This is a genomic window from Microbacterium sp. RU1D (assembly GCF_900156435.1).
Lineage (GTDB): Bacteria > Actinomycetota > Actinomycetes > Actinomycetales > Microbacteriaceae > Microbacterium.
In genome coordinates, this window is record NZ_FTPQ01000001.1 from 453,286 (window position 1) to 472,660 (window position 19,375).

The following is a 19,375-nucleotide window of genomic DNA, read 5'->3' on the forward strand; positions in this document are numbered from 1 at the left end:
GCGTGCGCGATGTGAGACGCGCACCGCGCACGGCCCCTAGCGAAGGGGGACGAGAAGTTGAATGAAGATATGCACCAAGACACCCGCTGTTGCGCGTGTTCCTTCTTCGGCGAGACCGTGCAGGTAGTTGTTACGGATGTTCCACCCAAGCTGATCTACAAGCATGAACTCCCAGTATCGAAACAGGCGACGACAGGACGGGACTGAGTTCATGAGGGACTCAAGAAGCCCTCCTAGAAGCTTCTGCTGATTTGCCATGCTGCCGGAGGATCCGGCCGGATTCACGGTCAGCGCACCCTGTTGTCTGGCCATCTCCCGTATTGCTGCTTCTACGGTCGGCAAGGTGTCGAGGACGACATCCCACTCGCCCACGATGTAGGCCGCGAGCGCTCGACGCACCCGTTCCTTGCCCTTCGCGCTGAACAGATCGCAGCCATCGAGCAGAAGGAATACGAACTCAAGAAAGTCGTCGCGTGTGACGACCTTTTGAAGAGCCGCGTCTAGGAATCCCACGTAGAACTGACTCAAGGTGTCCTCGTCGTGGCGCTCCCAATAGTCCCTAAGTTCATCTGCCGAGGAAGGAGCACGCGTAACGAGCCCCTGTCGGCTGATCTGGACCGGTGAGGCGATCAGTTCAACAATGGACCGCTCACGTGATTCTCCCGCCGGCTCGAACGGGGGAAACAAGCCGACGAGCCTGCGCAGGCTCTCCTCCACTGGCTGTCCCACTTCGAGCGGTGCCATGACGGACCGGTAAACCTCCCCAGGAATCTCGATGTGGATGTCATGCTCGCGGAGATCAAAGTCGGCCACTTCCAGCTGGGCCAGCCGCACCCCAATCGCACGGATGTGATCGGAGAGGCCGCGGGTTCTCGCCAGTTGTTGTGCCTCGCGTAGGAGCTGGTCTTTCACGAGTCCCGCATGTTCGTCAGCCTCGCTGATCAGGCGATCGAGTTCCGCTGACATGACCGCCTTGCGCGTTTCGTTGTCCGGAGCCGTCGATTCCAGCAGCATTGCGAGTTCCGTTCGTCCTCGCGATTGATCGTGGAACTCAACGATCGCGGTTTCGATTAGGGGCACGGCCTGGATTGCCGCGCCACCATTGCTGAGGAACAACCGAAGGAGATCGTGCGCAGTACCGCTTCCACGTCCGACCAGGTTGGACTGCTCAATCACCGAATCCGCGGCCGCGAGCAGTGCGGCCAGCGCTTGAGCACGACGCGCGTCATCGTTCAACTGGCGGGCGAGGTCAAGCGCGGACGCAAGAATTCGATATCGTTCCCAGATCTCGGAGCCAGGATCAGTGCCGAACTCTATCGCGGAGGCCAGAGCGCTTTCCGCTAATGGTCGATTGGCACCGCTGGGTCTAAGCCGCCAAAGTGTATGGCCCAACTGTGCTCGAGCAAGGACACTCGCGTTCGGATGAACTGCAGCTTCGGCTAGTAACTCTTCAACGCCCTCGTCCCATTCCGCGATGGGTGGTGGAAAGTCACCCGCCGCCGTCTCGTACCGAGGTTCGAAGGCAGGTCTAGTTAGTAGCTGTCCGTCCCTCTCGAGCACCAGGATGAAACTGAAACCATAGAGGACGGCCAGAGCTGGCAAGGACTGGTCTTCGCGCAAAAGTCGACGCAGTGCGTCGGCTGCTTCCGAAACGCTCTTTCTATCGCTAATTGCTTCGAGCGCGCCTTCGAGAAGCTCCGCGTGGCTTGGGTCTTCCTGGTTCACTGTTTATCCCCTCGAAGCACCCGGCACGTGGACTTAGCCGGTCCAGCTTGCCAGTTCACCGACCGATCGAAGGCGCTTGCAGCGTCGAAAGTCCGTCGTTCGTGGCAACAGACGAGGAGATCCTATGAGCGAGGCCGAGACCCGCGCTGATCCCGCCCGAATAGCGCGCCCGAGTCTCTCCTCCTTGAACGCCCGACCATCGCCCGACGCACGTCTGTTCCCGCGCGGGGGCCAGCCCTTCACCGCGATTGATGGGCTCTATATCCCGATCGCGCGCCCGGTACTCGGCGGCCCGACCACCGGTCCTGTCGCCATCGCCGCCTCGCGGTTCCTCGCCGCACGCCGCACCTCTGCTTCCGCCGCGCGCACAGCATCCTGCATCGTCAACTCCGGAGTGCCGCGCTGCATCGACTCGGCAAGGCACTCGCGGGCCGCGGCATCGGTCCGTGCTACAACGATCGCGACGTTGCTCAGCCGACCGCGCGTGAGGCCCACGTACAGCCCCGCGGCGTCGACGTCCGGCCCGACCATCGACGCGTCGGCGGTGTCGCCCTGCACGCCGTGCACAGTGGACGCGTAGGCGAGCTGCAGGTGCTCGCGCGCGTACTCGCTGGACACTCGCGCCACCTCGCCGCTGTCGCTCACGGAGACAAGCGACAAGTACTCGTCGCGGATGCCGCGCACGATCCACTGCGCGCGATTCTCTACGCCCGTGAGTCGGTCGTTGCGACGCGTCTGGACGGTGTCGCCGACGAGGATGCGCTGCTGCCCGATTCCCCACGCGGCGACGGAGTCGTCGAGCTCGCCCTGGTCGACTCGCCGCTGCTGGATGGCGTCGTTGATTGCATCCGCCTCGGCATTCGTGCCGGATACCAGCGTCACCCGCTTGGCGCGTGCGTGCCAGTCGGAGTAGGCGCCGATCATCCGCTCACGGGCCGCGTCGTGATGGTTGACCCGGTCGACGTGACCGTGTTCGGCAAGCTCGCCCGCAACCACCAGCGCACGCTCGCGATCACACGCATCCCGGAGCCGCAGTGTGAGCGCCGCGTAGTCGGGATCGCGGAACCGGTGCACCGTGTCGAGCTCGATCGCAGCGTTCGCGTGCCGGATCGCAGAACCCACCGCGCCCGCGTGTCCGACCGGCAACGCCTGATGCGTGTCACCCACGAACGCCAGCCCGACACCCTGCTCGATCGCGAGCTCGACGAGGACGTTCGCCGTCTGCAGGTCGACCATGCCGGCTTCGTCGACGACGATCCGATCGCGAGAACGCAACACGTACTGGGTTGGCCCGCCGAACGCGGTGCCCGTGCTGGAATCGACTTCTCCCACTCGAAGCCTGGTCCACACCTTGGAGCCGGCCTCGTCGGTGGCCCATCGGTAGCCGTGGTCCAAGAGAAGGGCATGAATACTGGATGCCGCGGCCCCGACCTCGCGAGAAGCCACCGATGCCGCCTTTCGCGTGGGAGCAATAACAAGCATCCGCCGCCGTTGCGACGTGAGCGCCGCGAACGCGGCGCGCAGCATCGTGGTCTTGCCCGTGCCGGCGGGGCCGGTCACAGTTACGAGCCCATCCGTGCCGGCGATGGCGCAGGCGGCGGCGCCTTGTGAGGCATCCAGTGCCGACAGATCCGCGTTCGGAGCGAGCCGGTTCAATTCGCCCGACAGCAGGGAGCGCACGGGCCGGGCGAGCACGTCCAAGCGGCCGGCGAGACGCACCTTGGCGCGTACGGTTTCGGTTGCCATGAACGCCTTCACGTGCGCCGGCGGGTCTTCCGCAACGAGCCGGTAGACGGCACGCGTGGCGCGCTCCGTGATCTCGGCGATCACGCCGTCGAGCCTGTCTCGCTCTGCAACGACGCCCGTGCGCGAGAGCGCGCGTATTGCGCCCGCGCGGATGTCGAAGCTGCTGAACCTCCCGCCGCTCGATGTGGACCGTTCGTCCGCGTCGACGACCGCCTGTGCAGCGAGCAGATCCAGGTCAACGGCATGCGGATCGATTGAAGCGACTTGGATGGGTGCGCGCGGGGTGACCAGGCTCGGATCGACTGCTGTGATCTCGTCGCGGACGCGGGCCTCCCAAGCCGCCTCATCGAGATCGGTCGGCTTGTTCAGACGCGACACCGCCCAGGCGCGGCGATCGATCTGCTGCAGCACCTCCACGCTCGGCGCAGATCCTCCGTGCGCCGCCGACCACTCCGCGATCAGGCGCGCGCGGTTGCCTTCGATTTGCGCCGACCGACGCGAGACGGGTCGGACGGCGCCGGCAAGTTCGGCGATCTCGCCAGTCTCGTCGACCGTGTAACCGTGCCGTGCGAGCGCGGCGATCCAGGCGGGATCCGTGCGGGCGGCGAGCTCACCCTCGGCGTTGACGACGGTGTGGAGTTTCATCGCGACGCGCGAGTCGAGATTCGACCACTTGCCGTCCGCGCCGAGCACCTTGATGTTCAGCCAGAGGTGACGGTGGATGTGCGGGTCCAGTGCGCGCGAGCGCCGATGCTGCAGCTCGACGACCTCGATGCTCTTCCCCGGTGACTGGGTCGTGGCCGGTGAGCCAGACACGAAGGCCGCCGGCAGAGAGCTCGTCGGAGGTGATGACGCCGTTCGCCACGATGAACCGCGAGACGGTCGAACGGGAGGCGGCACTGTACGCTTCGAGCGCGTCAAAGCCGGGGGAGTGCTCTAGGTGAGCATCGCAGGTGCCCTTGAGCGCGTAGCCGATCGCCTGTCGAACCCCTCTGGACTCGACACCTCGCTTCCATCGCTCGAGGCCTCCGCGCATGCCCTCAGGATAGGGTGCGTTTTCCCGCTTATCCAGGTATTTTCTTGGTGTGCAGGTGTGGGTAGGCGAGTGCCGCTAAAGGGCGTCGCTCACCCATGGTGCCTGCGTGCATTGCTTCCTGTTCCTCGTGGATTGTCTCGTCTTTCGTCGTCTTCGTCGTCTTCGTCGTCGTCTTCTTCGTCATCTACTTGCGGGCGTGCGGTGACTCGATGGCCCTAGTCGACAACCTGTTTCTGCACTTGCGCCGCTGGGGATCTATGCGAGCTCTCGACACGTCGACGGGGAAAATGTTGGCCCTCGACCGGAGTCTGGATCTGACCGGATAGCGTGCTGTCTAGACTGCCGTTTATTGGGGGTAAGTGGTGACCGACACTGCTCAGGCATGGACGCCTGAACCGATTCTCATCCGCGAAATCGAAGAGCAATTCGAGCGAGCCATCGGTTCGTATCGCGCAGACCCAAAGCTCATCGTCGAGCACGCGAACCTCGAGGAGTCAATCCGAGTTGGGGGCTACGCGAATCGCACCCTGCTGGAGCTGGTTCAAAACGCGGCTGATGCGATGGCTGGCACTACACCCGGTTCGGACGAGCTGGGTCGCGTAGAGATCGTGCTCGACCCAAGCTCGAAGACCCTGTACTGCGCCAACTCTGGGCGAGGGTTTTCGAAGCAAGGGCTTGAAGCGATGGCCCACGCCTACTTGAGTGCGAAGCGGGGCGATGAGATCGGGCGATTTGGTCTGGGATTCAAGTCCGTCCTCGCCCTGACCGACTCCCCGCAGGTGCTGAGCCGGAGTGTGTCTTTCGAGTACAACTCGCCCATTGCGAAGACTGCGATTCGAGAGGTTGGATCGGGCGCTCGGCGCCTGCCGGTGCTGAGAACGGCAACGTTACTTGACGCTGGCGAATCCATCGCGCGCGATGCCACGCTGGGGGAGCTCGCGAGCTGGGCAACCACGGTGATCAGACTTCCCGGCATCCTTCACGTCGACCGCATTCAGGCCGAGATGAGGACCTTCGCTTCGGAGTTCCTACTGTTCGTGGGCGCCGTGAGAGAGATCCACCTCCGTGTCCTTGGCGACCAAGGCTTCGAAACGAGCCATGTCTCTCGTGACATGGGACTCGGGCGCTTCAAGATCGAAAGACCCGATGGCAGCGGCGACGAGTGGATCGTGGGAGACCGGATGCATGCACCGTCGCCTTCGGCACGCCGAGAGGTGGGAGAGGCGGTCTCGAGAGACGAGATCAAGATCAGCGTCGCTGTACCTTTGCGTCCGCGCCGAGCCGGCCTGAGGGAGAAGGACGATCGCGGTACGCAGGTTGGGCAGTTCTGGAGCTATTTCCCGCTGCAGGACAACACCTCAGCCACCGGTTTCTTCAATGCGCCCTGGAGTGTCAATGACGATCGCACGACATTGCTGCGCAATGAGTACAACCGAGAGATTCTCGCCACGATGGCGGAAGTCTTCCTCGAGCTTGTCCCGCAAGTCCGGACTGCCGAGGATCCGGCGGCTCACCTCGACTACCTCCCTGCTCGCGGTCGGGAGGAACGGTCGTACGGTGACTCGATCCTGTGCGCAGACGTGCCGCGCCTCGCTGGCCAAGGCGGATTAGTACCCGACAGTGCGGGGACGCTCCTATCAGCGGCTGAGCTGGTTCCGCTTGACTTCGCCGTCATCGACGATCTGAAAATCGATGAGTCGGTTCACAAAGCATGGATCGAATCGCCCAACACCGGCGGCGATGTCCCTCACTGGAAGTGTTATAGCTCCAGTCAGCGAGTACTCCGTCTTAGCGAGGTCTTCGCTGCGAGCAGCGATCCCGACCTGTTCTTCGAGGACGCCGGGCCGCGGGCGCGCCGTATCGAGATGGCTCTCAGATCTCTACCCAAGCGCGGGATGTTGTCCTGGCTTCGAGAGTGGGCGGAGGGAACGCACCTGATTTCCACCGCCAACGCATTGCGCTTCTGTTTCGACCGGCGGACGAATCCGACCGTCATCGAAGCTAAAGTCATTCCCACATCGAGCGGTGCCAAGGCCCTCAAGGATAAGGATCTGGTGTTCCTGCACCAGGTGGAGGACCTCGAGATCGAGGGTGCCGTCTTCGTCGACCCCGACTTTCTCGCGCATGCCGAGACGGAGAAGCTGCTCCGCGAATGTGGATTCCGTGATCTAGATCCAATCGCGATCCTCAACGCTCGCACCGCGGTGCTCACCCCGAACGCCGATACATCTCTACAGGGCAAGTTCTGGGACGCCGCACTCGGTGTAAACCCGCGCGACGCGATGAAGGTCATCTCAGCTCACCCGCAAGCAGTCATTCTTGTGCCCACGAGGGGCGGCGGGTGGGCATGGCCGCAACAAACATTCGACCTCGATGAGACTCTCCCCGGTGCAGATGGCAACCTGCTGCTCGATCACGAGCGTTGCTTTCCGGCGGTCGCACATGCACTCGGTGTCGTCCGTGCGCCTCAGGCGGACTACCCGTTCGAGGATGAGTTCGCCGCCACCGACTATGAGAAATGGGTGCTGCGGGAGCTGAACTCGCGCCTTACTCCCGACGATCGTCCGATCGAACGCATCACTCTCTACCCGAGGCGTGACTCATCGCCGGGACCGTTCTCCGTCCTCCTCATGCTCGCCGATTCAGATGCGAGCGCGCCTTCTCGCGAGCTCTGGACGCGAGGACTCATGGAGTTTGGCGACAGCGCGTGGGACTGCGAGGACATCGACACCGGAGCCTCGTATGCCGTTCCGTCGCCGGTCAGGTGGGCAGTGGACGCTGTGGGAATCGTGAACTCCAGCCGCGGATATCTCGCGCCCCGACAGACCGTCTCTGCATCTCTGGTGAGGTACGACGGCCTCGTCCCTCTGTTCCGTGGTCCGCGATCAATGGAAGAGTCGCTCGGGCTTCCCGAGGACCTCGAATCCATGTCCTTCGAGGTCGCGAGAACCGCCCTGGGGCAGGATCTGTATCCCGCCACACTGAAGGACGACGTCCTCGCCGAATTCATTCTCATCGCAGCGCGGATCGTCCAGAACGAGGCACCGCTCGCCTCTATACCGTCACGGGTGCACCGCGCGATCGAGTCTCGACCACCTGGGGCGGTGTACCTCGCCACCACAGACGAGCAGGAGTCGTTCCTGCGTGCGAAGCAGCGGCCATACCTACGTGTGTCACCGGATCAGGCAGATCAATTCGTCGCCGACGTCGGTTGCCGACGATTCGAGGAGAGCTTTTCGTTCTCGATGGTTATCGAGGGCCAGCAGGACCTTCAAAGGATCCTCGACGCGTATCCCGGATTACGCACAGAGTTCTCGGTACGACTCGCTGGCGTTCGATTCGCAAGGGCGCTCCACATCGCTAAACGTGTGACAACCGAGGACGGCGTCGAGGACCAGCCGTTGGACTGGCATCTTGATGGTCACGATCTCGTCGTCCGTGCCGATGCGGACGAGCGACGAGTCTTGTCGCTCTTGAGCGAGGCGTTCGAGCTGCGACTGAACAACGCGCAGTTGAGCGCCATTCTTCAGGCCGGCCAGGACCATCGGCTCGAAGTGCTACGCCAGCAAGCACGAACGATCGAGTCGGATGCCGACCGTTTGGATCTCTACATCGGCCCAGATGACTTGAAAGACGCCCTACCCACCGGCCTATGGACCGCGCTCGAAGCGCAGGGTGTTGTTGGCGAACACACGTCCGCGTCCGAGCTCTTTCTGACGGTGTATGGGTCGGACTCCCTGAAAACCCTTGCGGACCGTTTCCGGGAAGAGGGTTACTCAGACGTCCCCGACACCTGGGCGGGTTCACCAGCGGCGATCTCGTGGGTGCGGAAGATGGGATTCGCGTCGTCGTATGCGGGTCAGCGAAACCAGCCCCGCCCCGAAGAATTCGTCGTCGCGGGTGCAGTTCGGCTGAACAAGCTTCATACCTTTCAGAAGAAAATCAGCGAGGACCTGCGTACGGTCCTCACCCAGCCGTCGGCGGCAGGCCCCTCGCAAAAGGGAATGGTCGAACTGCCGACCGGTGCGGGCAAGACGCGCGTCGCAACGGAAACCGTTCTGAGACTGTTCGTCGACGAAGTACTTAGCGGCACTATCCTCTGGATCGCACAGTCTGCCGAGCTTTGCGAGCAGGCCGTTCAGACTTTCCAATCTGTGTGGCGCTACCTAGGCGACGAACGTCCGCTGACTATCGGCCGACTCTGGGACACCAACATGGTCCACGAGCCGGACACCGAGTTCGCCGTGATCGTCGCAACGGACGCCAAGATAGCGACCATCATGGACCGCGACGATTACGCATGGTTGAGCACGCCCGCGGCCGTATTCATCGACGAGGCACATCGCGCCGGAGGATCGGGACGCTACAGGAAGATCCTGAGCTGGCTCGGCGTCGACGGGCGCAGCTGGGAACGCCCTCTCGTCGGTCTGTCGGCAACACCGTTCAAGGGAAGCGCGAACGATTCGAGCGGCACCAGAGAACTCGTCGCCCGTTTCGGATCGAATCGGCTAACGGCCTTCGAGTCGGATGCCTACCGGCAATTGGTCGCTTTGGGGGTGCTTGCCAAGGTCCGGCACGAGGTACTCCCCTCCGGCATCAACGTGGAACTGAGCGAGCCCGAGCAGACCACGTTGCAGACAAATCGTCTGATCGACCGCAATCTCTATGAGCGGATCGGACGCAACGAGCAGCGAATGCGGGTGCTCGTCGATCACATCCTGAGCGTCCTCGGCTCGCACCCCGCTTGGCCGATATTGGTCTTTACACCGAGCGTTCTCTCAGCACAGGTACTCGCGGCCTCCTTGGGCTACCGCGGCATAGAAGCGGCTTCGGTCAGTGGACAGACCGGCCGCCAGGAGCGACGGGATGTGATCCAGAAGTTCCAAGAGGGCAAGATTCGCGTACTCGCCAACTGTGATCTGCTCGTACAGGGTTTCGATGCCCCTGGCGTACGCGCTCTCTACATCGCACGCCCAACATTCAGCCCAAGCGCCTACATCCAGATGGCTGGTCGAGGGTTGCGCGGAAAAGAGAACGGCGGCAAGGAGGAGTGTCTGATTGTTGACGTTGCTGACAACTGGGGTGCGATGAATGACTTCCTCGGCTACAGGGACTACGAAGATCTGTGGGAAGAGCAGAGCGCATGATCCTAGTTCCAGACCTCGCTGACATTGAACGAGTCGCTAACAGCGACGCCGAACGCCGACTCGCGCGGCTCCTCCGACAAGTCGACTCAGATCCAGACGCTGTGGCGTTCTACTCGGTGCGGCTTCGCTCTCACGCATACAAGCAACAAGCGGAGGCCGACTTCGTCATCCTCTTCCACGGTGTCGTCGTCGTCGTCGAAGTCAAGGGCGGCGGCGTGAGGAAGCATGATGGTGTTTGGTACTCAGTCGATCGCCGCGGTGACTGGCACAAACTTGCGACCTCCCCGATGGAGCAGGCGCAGTCCGCGGCATTTGCTCTTCGAGACATCCTGAAGGATGAGGGGCTCGGCTGGCTCGCCCATGAAGCCATTGTCGTGACTCCGGACATCGACTCGCCGCCCCACTCCGTTGAGTGGCGTCCCACACATTGGGTTGCGAAAGACCGGATGAGCGTCGATGGCGTCGCGCACGCGCTGCAAGACGTTGTAAGTGCCGCGCGAAGTGCCCCCGTGAATCAGAAGCTCGCCCGCATCACTGACTTGAGGGCCCGACTTTTTGGCGAGTTCACCCGCATCCCAGTGATCGACGCACAGCGAGGCGCAGTGCTCGAGGAACAGAATCGCGCAACCGAGGGTCAAGCGCGTGTATTAGCATCGCTCGCGCGCAATCCACGAGTACTGGTGCAGGGAGGGGCTGGCACCGGGAAGTCCGTTGTCCTGGCGGAGGGCGCCAAGCAGGAATCAGACCAAGGTCGACGCGTCCTCATCACGTTCGGATCCCCTGGCCTTGTCGACTTCTTTGCGCCCCGAGTCGCGGGCAGAGACGTTGACGTCATCCCGTTCCATTCCCTTGTTCAGGGGACGAGATATGACGTGGTGTTCGTCGATGAAGCACAAGACCTCATGACCGCGGACGGAATGGACGCTATCGACGCGCTCCTCGTGGGTGGTCGCACGAGCGGCCGATGGCGAATGTTCCTCGACCCGAACAACCAGGCTCACATCGACGGTGCGTTTGATGGAGATGTGCTTGAGCTCATCGCGGCCGAGGCGACATCGCTGGATCTGGATCTGAACGTTCGCAACACTCGAGCAATCGTCCACGTGGTGCAGGAGTACCTCGGCGCAGACGTTGGGGACCCCGGCATAGTGCATGGAGAGAAAGTGCGGTGGCACACACCAACCGGGTCAGGGGGCGTTGAGGAGGGCGAGTCCGCGGCATCAGAGCTCGTGTCGGATGGTGCGAGCCGCTCGGGCGTCTGGATCATCAGAGCGGATTCAGTGGATCCTCCCGCGCTCACTGCCGGCGGATTCACTATCCTAAGCCCACGCTTCGCGAAAGGACTGGAGGCAGAGCATGTCGTCGTGTGCTGCCTCCCAGCTGAGTATGACGTACCCGGCTTGGCCGCGTTCTACGTCGCCGTCACGCGTGCTCGGGTTTCGCTGACCATCGTCGCGTCTGCGGCGGACAAGCGACGTCTGCAAGTCCTCCTCAAGAGCCGCCTGGAGGAGAAGTGACATACACGTCAGCGCAGCGTCTTGCCCTTCGTCACCTCCGCGCCGCGTATGTCGGGCCGGAAGCAGGACCGGGCGAACTGATGACCAACCCGCCGAATAGGCAGTATTCGGTCGGAATGCTCTATCCATCCGAGGCCACCGATGCCACTGGGTCGCTCGAAGACAGCTATCCCGTTACAGATGCAGATGTTCAGTCCGGAGACGTCGACGAGGACGGAGCGACCGGGCCCGTCGCGGAGGACTGGCGCCCATCATCCGTTGCGCTGTCGTTCGTTTCGAGCATTCCGCACGTGCACTGCCAGTTGACAGGCGGCACCTACGAACGCGTCGTTGACGATGGACCGCCTAGATGGCAGCGAACGGGCTTCTCGTCGGGAGTCCTCGATCTATCAAGCACGGCCAAAATGCGGCAGCTGAGTGTCGGTGGGATTCCGGTCGAGGTGGGATCAAGGTGGAGGCAGTACGGCTCCGCATTCCTAGTGACGGTGCATGTCCGCGTCCTCGCGAAGAGCACGGGAGACGACCGACTCGACATCCCCCTCACGCTCTTCCAAGCCGGGCTGAGCGTCACGCCGCCGGAGGCCGGGGCGTTCCTCGAATACGACCCAGCACGCTCCTTCGACGTGGATTCGGAGTCGGCTGAAATCCGACTCCGCTATCGCGACCGAAAGGTCTACGCCGTCGGTCATGGGATGGCAGCGGACTGGGAGATCGACGACGGCGCAGTAACTCGAGTATTTCTCGAACCGGTTCCGAGCCTCGTCGTTGTCGGTATAGAAACCACGGGATTCGCCCCGGGCGCGCCGGAGTCGGAGGCTCTGCAGCTAAGCAGGCTCGCTCAGATCGACACAGACACATCTGGCGTAGCTGCGAACCTGAATGCGTTCGTGAACGCCTTCGAGCAGTGGGTTGGTACACAAGAAGGTCGGGTGCTCACCTTCGGCACTGAGTCGCACGTCGCCGCCAGGATAGTCGCCAGGTCGAGGGCCGCCGTCGAGCGAATGCGACAAAGCATCGAGCTTCTCAGTTCTCCGTCGAAGAAGGATCTGCGCGCCGCCTTCTCCCTCGGCATGGCCGCCATGCGCCTACAGATGAGACAGACCGCGGCTCACCAAGTTGCGACTGAGTGGCCACTTCCGGAACCAAAATGGCGACCGTTCCAACTCGGGTTCATTCTTGTCGCTCTCGCCTCGACCGTGGACGAACTTCATGAAGACCGCGACCTGGTCGACCTGATCTGGTTCCCGACGGGTGGCGGCAAGACAGAGGCATACCTCGGCTTGTCAGCGATCGAGATCTTTCGCCGGCGCATAGCCGATGGGCCCGAGGGCGGTGGGACGGCAATTCTCACCCGGTACACCTTGAGGCTTCTCACCACACAACAGTTCCAGCGGACAGCCGCATTGGTTTGCGCCATGGAACTGCTGCGGCGAGGTGGGCCGCACGCCGATCCTCGAGCAAGTCTCATGTCGCCGTTCACGATTGGCCTGTGGGTCGGAAACGAAGTCACCCCCGGCACGAAGAGCGAGGCCAAGGACGCGCTCAGCCGTTTGCATAATGCTGCGCGTCCCGAAGAAGCAAACCAATTTCAGGTCGAGAGCTGTCCGTGGTGTCGCACAGCGCTTCTTCCTGAACGAAAGGACACCAACCGCAGCCGATACGGATTCGAGTTCTCGGGCAACGATCTCAACATCCATTGCACCAACGCCGAATGTGAGTTCTCCAGCTCTCTACCCGTGTTGGTCGTCGACGATGAGATCTACGCGGAACCACCGACCATCTTGCTCGCGACGGTCGACAAATTCGCGCGGATCCAGTTTCGACCCGAGGCTGGAAGGCTACTAGGACTGGGCACGATCTTCCGCCCGCCCTCCATCGTTATTCAGGACGAGCTGCACCTCCTGTCCGGGCCGCTCGGCACAACAGTGGCCGTATTCGATGCCGTGATCCGGCTGCTGCTTCGCCATGCGGGAGGCGTACCCAAGATCATCGCTTCGACTGCCACCATCCGCGCATCCGACGATCAGGTCAGAGGTCTCTACGGTAGGCCGGTGGGGCTCTACCCTCCCGCAGGTCTCGACGACGATCGAACCTTCTTCTCACAACCTGCAAAGTCGGGTATGGGCCGGCTCTTCGTCGGTCTGATGCCGCAATCTTTGTCGCAGGCATCGGGCGTCATCGCAGCGGCCTCGCCGCTCCTAGAGATTCCCGCGATCCTTGAACACGATCCTGCATCGGGCGCGACGCGCGATTCTTATTGGACCGCCGTGATGTACCACAACAGCCTTCGCGAGCTTGGTCGGACGGGCACCCTTGTCGTTGACGACATCAACGGCCGACTGGAGACACGGGCAGAGCGTCTCGGACTCGCGTTGCGCCAAGTGCGTGCGGACAAAGTCCTCGAACTGACTTCCCGAAGAGGACCTGAGGAGCTCCCGAACGACCTTCGCGAGTTGTCTCGTAGCGCGGATACCTCAGATCAGGCCGTGGACGTGGTCCTCTCCTCCAACATGCTGTCGGTTGGAATCGACATCCCGCGACTCGCCCTGATGCTGATGGTGGGGCAGCCGAAAACCACCGCGGAGTACATCCAGGCGACGAGTCGTGTCGGCCGAGGGAGCAATAGCGGCATCGTCACGACGCTGTTCCGATCCAATCGCGCTCGGGACCGATCGCATTTCGAGTCATTCCGCAGTTATCACGAGGCGTTGTACAGAAGCGTCGAGCCTACGAGCGTTACACCGTGGTCGCTTTCGTCGAGGGAGCGCTCTTTGGCCGGTGCTCTTGTCGCGCTAGCGAGGAACACGATCCCCGCTCTCGCGAGCAATGACTCAGCGGGGAACTTGAATCTTGCGGACCTTCAGATGCGGTCCTCCCTTGAGGCGCTCATCGCGGACTTCGTCGATGCGGTCACGCGGTCAGAACCAATGGAAGCCGCGGATACGGAGAGCGCGGTCTGGGCTCTCCTCAGGGAATGGGATCGGCGCGCGTCCGATGCGCGGTCGGCTGGACTCTCTCTCCGCTATGACCGCGCGAAGTCCGAGGATGAGTCACTCCTCAAGCGGTTCGGTCAAGGCGGTGAGGGATTTCTAGTGGCCGACTCCATGAGGTCCGTCGAACCGAATGTGGCGGTCGAAGTCGTTGAGCCCAGAGAAGAGGTGACAAGTGGAACGAATCAAGCATGATCTCCGTCTGTCGGAGATCATTTCACCCTTCGGCGTCGGCGCGATTGTTGATGTGAGAGGGGAGTCGCTGATCGCAGCGGATACGTCGTGGTGGGACAAGAAGCACTCGCCCGAGATTCATTGCGAGCGCCTGCTACAGCGCATTGGCGCAGGCGAGCTTCGCGAGCCACCCACGCATTCGGGGAGAGTTGCGAAAGGCACCCCCAGCCTCCTCTACTGGCGATTCCCCGAGTGGCGGTTTTGCGAACGCTGCACGAAGCTTTCGGACCGATCGGGCAAGGATAAAGGCAAGTGGACCAATAAGTGCGCCTGCGGAGGCATCCTCGTGCCAATGCGCTACATCGCGATCTGCGAAAAGGGAAGCCACACCCAGGACATCCCCTGGTTCACGTGGGCACATCGCGGAAGTGATTCGGGGATAACCGACGCTGTGAGATTCTGTCGCGCGTACAAGGAACTGAGGTTCGTACGATCGGCGAAGTCCGGTGAAGGTCTGAAGTCGTTGCGAGTCGAGTGCGGGAGTTGCAAACGATCTCGATGCCTGTCGGACCTCGTCGCCAAGTCGGCGCTGGGTCGCGACGGTCTTCGTTGCAGCGGTCGACAGCCGTGGCAGGATCCGACTACAGCGGCCGTATGCGATCACGCTCTCGCTGCGGTTCAGCGCGGAGCGACAAGCAACTACATCGCCGAGCGACTCTCTGCGCTCGACATCCCGGAGGAGCGCCCGGCATCCGTCCAGCTCGCGGACAAGATTCGCGGACACGTCTATTTCGACAAACTCGTGGCGGACAACGGCGGCCCGCAGTCCGACATGGTGTCCGAATGGATCGCGGCCGAGCTGAACACCACGAAAGACGTCGTCCTCGCAGTGGCCGGCCAAGACGGGACCGATCTCGATGAACCACTCATGGACTTGAAGGACGGAGAGTGGGCGGCATTCGTCAAGAAGCTCGAGCAAAGCGGGCGAGACGACAGCGGATCGGATTTCGTCGTCGACGGGTGGGATCTCTCACCGCGTCCCGACTGGCCGAGCACGCTGACAGGGCGCATCGACTCCATCGGTCAAGTCCGTCGTGTCAGGGAGGTGCGCGCGCTCCTCGGATTTCGACGCCACGACGGGAATGCGGAGCGCATCATGGCAGACCTCGGACCTGATCAACGACGGAAGCCGGTGTACCCAGCGATCGAGATGTTCGGTGAGGGTATTTTCCTGCGATTCAAAGAAGCTGTCCTGGCTGAGTGGGAGCGGCACCCCGAGGTGCTCGCGCGCGCTGATGTACTAATCGGCCGCCGAAACGCTACCGAATGGGCTCACCGGCTACCAACCCCGGAACCAAGATTCATCGCCCTGCACACGATTGCTCATCTGTTGGTCCGGCGACTCGCATACGCGAGCGGTTACGCTTCGGCCTCCCTGCAGGAGCGGATCTACGCCAGCTCCGAAAGACCAGACAGGACGGCGGGCGTGCTCATCTACACTGCTGCCGGAGACGCGCAAGGCACCCTCGGCGGCCTCGTCCGCCTCGGAGCGCCGGACAAGCTGGTCCCGCTGCTGCTGGCCGCACTCGACGACGCCGACGTCTGCTCTAACGACCCGGTGTGTATTGAAAGCGACAGCCAGGGTTCCTCGAGTCTGAATCTGTCCGCATGCCACGGCTGCTCACTTGTTAGCGAGACCTCCTGCGAGTCAGGGAATAGGCTCCTGGACCGTCAGCTCGTGTTCGGCGGTCGTAGCGTTCCCGGCCTACTCGAAGGGGTTTTGGAGGAAGTCAGAACATCTGCGGCCTAACCATGAACGAGCCTCAATGACGTCTCGAGATGCAGGAACACTTCGTTGGCGGAACAGCCCCTGCGCTCCTTCGAAAGAGGGCACAAACTAAGACCGTAGCCCTGCTAGCGAAACTCGAGGAAGTGGCGGTTGACATTCTCTGATCCTCGCCCTGAATGGAACCCACCCCGTTCCAATCCGTCCTGGGCGAGCAGTCCGGGCGTCGCGAGATCGATGCGCTCCAACCGCGGTCGCGACACCAGCCCTGAGCGTGCACTTCGTAAGGAGTTGCACGCGGCTGGTTACAGATACAGAGTCGACTTTGCCCCCGGCCCCGATCGGCGCCGACGCGCAGACATCGTTTTCACAAGACTGCGCATCGCGATCTTCGTCGACGGGTGCTTCTGGCACTCATGCCCGGTCCACGGAACGGTGCCTAAGACGAACGCCGACTACTGGGTGCCGAAGCTGGAGCGGAACCGGCTTCGCGACGTGGAGACAACCCGGGCGCTGGAAGCCGACGGCTGGGCGGTCATTCGTGTCTGGGAGCACGAATCGGTCGCTGCCGCCTCCGCACGCGTCATCGACGCGGTGAACGAGAAACGAAGGATGTTCGGCGAGGCCGACCTGCGACAGTCGTCCCGCCCGCCGGGGGTGCGATAGCGTCTCGATGATGAGAAAGACGGCCGCGTTGCCAGGCAGTTTGTGCCTACCCGACGAGCGACGCGGGCGCACCTCCGCTCCCCACGTGGTCCATGGGGTGGACGACGATACTGAGCTCCAGAAGGTGTGGTCATGGCTCGTCGCCCGCCCGCTGCCCGTCCAGCTGACGCGAGCGGTCGACGATGCCGTGAAGTACGTTCTCGATGGAGCTCGGACGGGACGGTTCGACCTGCTGAGTCCTGAGGTCGATTCCGACGAGCGAGCCTCGGTGGGCACGAAGCTTCAGTACCGCGTGCTGAATGAGCTGGGTCTCTACAAAGAGCCCCCGCTCGACACTTTGATCCTCGGGATCCCGGTCGAGCTCAAGGCCACGATCCGGTCGAACTGGATGATCCCGACAGAGGGCCAATGTGAGATCAGCGTCCTCATCCAGGTGGATGTCGCGAGGCGACGTCACCGGGCGTTCCTGATGCGGGTCCACCGGGTGTGGCTGAACGACGGTGCCAACAAGGACGGAAAGCGTGGCGTCGCAGCGGATGCGCTCGCGCAGTTCTCACTTCCCCTGATCGATTGGACCTCGCTTCCCGCGGAGCCATTGATCCAGCTCACGGCAGCACAACTCGCTGTCGTCTTCGCGCCAAGAGTCGGTCAGACCTCTCGGCTGGCTTCGCTCTTCGGGTTCCTGCCAGACACGGTGATTCCTCGGTCCTCGATCGAAACGGTGTGTTTCGGAAACAGGGATCCGATGCGCCGGGCACGCCAGGCGAAGGATGCTGTTCTCGCCGCGTCGGGCCTGGAGGTGCTTGTCGGGACCTGGCTCACCGATCGGCTGCGGGCGAAGGAGCTCGGGTTCGATCTAGGTGATGATGCCTGGGTGGCCGTGAGTCCTGCAAAGGCTCACGACCGCGTCGACGTGACGCCTGCTCAGCTTGAGATCGAGTGGGACCCGCAAATACCTGGCGCGGGCAGTTAGGCGACGGCGAGGTCGAGGTCTTGTTCGTCCGCGATCCGTGCGGCGACTAGGTGCGGCTTGATCTGCTGTGCGATGGCTTGCGCCAGACCTGAGGGCACCGCGTTCCCGATCTGTCGTGCGATTTGGATCTTGGTGCCCACCCATCGATAGTCAGCCGGGAAATCCTGGATCAGCGATGCCTCGAAGTGGCTGATGACGCGGTCAACCGAGCGAACCGGGTCGCTGCGATGCTTGCCGTACTCCTCCACCCACTCGCCAGCCTCCCACTGAGGGTGCAGGTACTGCCCCTTCTCCGGCTTGAAGAACTCTGTCCGGATCGTCACCGATGGCATGTCCCAACGGAGCCGGCCCATGACGTCGGTGGTGCCGGTCGGCTTGTTGGCCCAGCAGTTAGGAAGCAGCGCATGCGGAAGGTCGAACCGTCCGCCGCCTGGTGGTATGAAGCTGTATCGGTCGAGGCTCTTGCTCGTCGGTGTGCGCCGGATGTGGAGGTCGAGCCCGCGGAAGACTCCAGGCATCGTCTCTCCGAAGAAAGCGGACCTGGCGTCCGGAAGCTCCGTCGTCAAAGGATGCGGAGGGATCGCGCCGATCACATCCCGCACCGTCCGCCAGGGCTTCAGGCCCGACCCCTCGGCGGGATCCTTCGTGTGAGTAGCGTTGGGTAGATCGATTCGACCGATCCGCGATCCGATCACAATGGTCCGCTTGCGGCGCTGAGCGACGCCGTAGTCTGCAGCATTGAGCACTGCGTGCTGAAGTTCGTACTCGGCCAGAGCGCCATGATCGGCCTCCGCCAGCAGCATCGCGAACTCCGGCGACTTGGCAAAGCGATCGACGTTCTCGATGACGAAGACCTTGGGGCGCGAGTGCTTCACGAACCGCATGAACTCGCGCCAGAGCTGATTCCGAGGGTCGTTGATATCCTTCAGCCCGAGGTTCGAGAATCCCTGGCACGGTGGACCACCGATGATGATGTCGGCCTCAGGGATGGCCTCGTTGGGTACGCCTGCGATGTCGCCCGCGATCACATGCTCTTCGCCGAAGTTCGCCGCATATGTGGCCGCCGCAACTCGATCCCACTCAACCGCCAGCACTGAACGGAACCCCTCGGCCGCGAACCCGACTGTCATGCCTCCGCAACCGGCGAAAAGGTCAATCATGCGGAGGGATTTCGTCATAGACCGATGGTAAGTGCGGCCACCGACGTCGGCGTCATACCCCGCCGTTACCGGTCGAGTCGTAGGTCGAGGCGGCGGCACGCGACGGGAGCTCGCGCCTTCCCCCTCGGCAGCTCGGGAGCCGGCGCTAGCCCCTCTTCGTCCTCTAGCGTCAGGGCCCACCGCTCTCCAGCTATCTCCGAGCTGGCACGAGACTCTGCTCCGTGGACGCGGGCGACTCTGATGCTCATCCACTCGCCGCCGCCCAAACCGTCGACGCGGCTGCGTCGGAGGTCCGCCCTTGCGCATATAGGACGCCGCGACCGGATAGATTCACAAGACTGCACCCTCGCATGTATTTGGCCAGAACGCCACCTTCGATGAGGGTCCAATCGACGGGCTCATCCGGGGAATCATGAGTCTCGGGGCCGATGTCCCGGAGTGGCTCAGAGAAATTC

At 62.6% G+C, this 19,375-nt stretch carries 9 protein-coding genes; 6 read left to right on the forward strand and 3 right to left on the reverse strand.

What is annotated here, in order from left to right; all coding sequences use genetic code 11:
- Nucleotides 1-36 precede the first annotated feature (36 nt).
- Complete coding sequence (locus B0B15_RS16115) at nt 37-1,725, reverse strand: hypothetical protein (RefSeq protein ID WP_143016315.1); 1,689 nt, start codon at nt 1,723-1,725, stop codon at nt 37-39.
- Nucleotides 1,726-1,983: 258 nt separating this feature from the next.
- Nucleotides 1,984-4,287, reverse strand: a complete 2,304-nt coding sequence (locus B0B15_RS02060) for an AAA family ATPase (RefSeq protein ID WP_256334145.1) — start codon at nt 4,285-4,287, stop codon at nt 1,984-1,986.
- Between the two features lie 582 nt (nt 4,288-4,869).
- On the opposite strand from B0B15_RS02060, the gene B0B15_RS02070 reads away from it, so the two are divergent.
- The 6 genes from B0B15_RS02070 (at nt 4,870) to B0B15_RS02095 (ending at nt 17,760) form a co-directional block, all read left to right on the forward strand.
- Nucleotides 4,870-9,654 carry a sacsin N-terminal ATP-binding-like domain-containing protein gene (locus B0B15_RS02070; protein ID WP_083708812.1) on the forward strand — a complete coding sequence of 1,595 codons (4,785 nt, stop codon included), beginning with the start codon at nt 4,870-4,872 and terminating at the stop codon, nt 9,652-9,654.
- Nucleotides 9,651-11,171, forward strand: a complete 1,521-nt coding sequence (locus B0B15_RS02075) for an NERD domain-containing protein (RefSeq protein ID WP_076673059.1) — start codon at nt 9,651-9,653, stop codon at nt 11,169-11,171. The genes B0B15_RS02070 and B0B15_RS02075 overlap by 4 nt, the downstream gene beginning before the upstream one ends.
- Before the next feature lie 80 nt (nt 11,172-11,251).
- Nucleotides 11,252-14,356 (forward strand): helicase-related protein, encoded by a 3,105-nt coding sequence (locus B0B15_RS02080; protein ID WP_083708813.1) that lies wholly within the window; start codon nt 11,252-11,254, stop codon nt 14,354-14,356.
- Complete coding sequence (gene drmB, locus B0B15_RS02085; protein ID WP_076673061.1) at nt 14,337-16,145, forward strand: DUF1998 domain-containing protein; 1,809 nt, start codon at nt 14,337-14,339, stop codon at nt 16,143-16,145. Before B0B15_RS02080 ends, drmB begins: the two co-directional genes overlap by 20 nt.
- Before the next feature lie 213 nt (nt 16,146-16,358).
- Entirely contained in the window at nt 16,359-16,787 is a 429-nt protein-coding gene (locus B0B15_RS02090; RefSeq protein ID WP_056369671.1) for a very short patch repair endonuclease, read from the forward strand.
- A gap of 10 nt (nt 16,788-16,797) precedes the next feature.
- Nucleotides 16,798-17,760 (forward strand): NaeI family type II restriction endonuclease, encoded by a 963-nt coding sequence (locus B0B15_RS02095; RefSeq protein ID WP_176776546.1) that lies wholly within the window; start codon nt 16,798-16,800, stop codon nt 17,758-17,760.
- On the opposite strand, the gene B0B15_RS02100 is transcribed toward B0B15_RS02095, so the two are convergent.
- The gene (locus B0B15_RS02100; protein WP_076673063.1) at nt 17,757-18,938 is read right to left on the reverse strand and encodes a DNA cytosine methyltransferase; all 1,182 of its coding nucleotides are present in this window, start codon (nt 18,936-18,938) and stop codon (nt 17,757-17,759) included. The genes B0B15_RS02095 and B0B15_RS02100 overlap by 4 nt on opposite strands.
- Nucleotides 18,939-19,375: the final 437 nt, after the last annotated feature.